The sequence below is a fragment of the Pseudomonas sp. MF06569 genome (genome assembly GCF_059862735.1).
On record NZ_JCBCUZ010000078.1, the window covers coordinates 1 to 1,179 of the forward strand.

The 1,179-nt window shown below is 56.9% G+C and carries 1 protein-coding gene; it reads right to left on the bottom strand.

Going from position 1 to position 1,179, the window contains the following annotated elements:
- Window positions 1-17 precede the first annotated feature (17 nt).
- Window positions 18-1,121: an IS5 family transposase gene (locus AC19YQ_RS24945; RefSeq protein ID WP_046487324.1), complete on the bottom strand. Its 1,104-nt coding sequence runs from the start codon at window positions 1,119-1,121 to the stop codon at window positions 18-20.
- Window positions 1,122-1,179: the final 58 nt, after the last annotated feature.

Below are 1,179 nucleotides of genomic sequence, written 5' to 3' on the forward strand. Positions count from 1 at the left end.
AGAGGGTGTAGACAAAATCAAGTAGTAAGTCGACGAGCGAGCATGCGAGCCTCAGCCAGCCATACCCAAGCCTCACTCACATCCAGTAACCGATCGTGGTGCATGATCAGCCGCCTGGCTCGCTCATTCCAGGCATGAGTCCGTTCCACCACCCAGCGCTTGGGCATGACCACAAAGCCGCTCGCAACCGGCGCTGCCGTGAACAAATCGCCTTGCTCTGAATGCCATTTCCCGGTGCGGCGATTGTTCGCTCCTCGTATGACCTGGATCTCGAGCGAATGAGTGTGCTGCATACGCTGGGCCCACTTTCCAGCGTAGGCACTGTCGACGAACAGGGTATTTAATGACGGGTACTTGTCCATCGAGGAGGTCACGGCGTCGTCTGCCGCATCTCGATCCTGCACACTGGCTGCGCTGATGCTCACGGCCAAAAGAAGGCCCAAGGTATCTACGATAAGGCTTCGCTTACGTCCTTTTACCTTTTTGCCTGCGTCGTAACCGCTTTCACCGCCTTGGGGAGAGCTGCGCGTTGATTGGGAATCCAGAACAGCGGCTGACGGCCGCTCATCACGATCCACCCGCTCTCGCCATTGGGCACGGAGCCGGTCGTGCATTTGCTCAAACTTGCCCTGAGCGCTCCAGCGCCGAAAGGTTTTATAGACATTGTCCCAATGGGGAAACTCGCGAGGCAGCATTCGCCAGGAGCACCCTGTGCGCACGACATAACAGCAGGCTTCCAAAAGAGTGCGCCGGGAGTGGCGAGGCGGTACGCCTCGACCTCCCGAGACTTCAAATAAATCAGCGACCAACGTCCATTCTGCATCAGTCAGGCAACTGGGGTAGCGTTGCTCCGGCAACTGACGCCGGTGTGCCTCGGTATAGCCATAAGACTTACGAGGCTCGGGAGGCTGGAAGCTACCTTTGGCACGTTCCTTTACTCGAACGATCCCGGCCAGTCTCAGCGCTTTTGCAAAGGTGTCGGGATGCGCGGTGATGCCCGTTTCTGCATGGAATGCTTGCGCCAGTTCGGCTTGACTGGAATAAGGCTGCGTATGAGCGAGCCTGGCCAGCAGAGGATAATGGTGCGCAGCGATTACCGGTGGGCGTCCAGTTTTAGGCATGGCTCAATGCTGCATAGAAAGGAGGCAAGAAGTTTACTTTATTTTGTCTACACCCTCT

Excerpts from the sequence above, each read along its gene's own strand:
- AC19YQ_RS24945 (WP_046487324.1), bottom strand. The coding sequence starts at position 1,121 with ATGCCTAAAACTGGACGCCCACCGGTAATCGCTGCGCACCATTATCCT.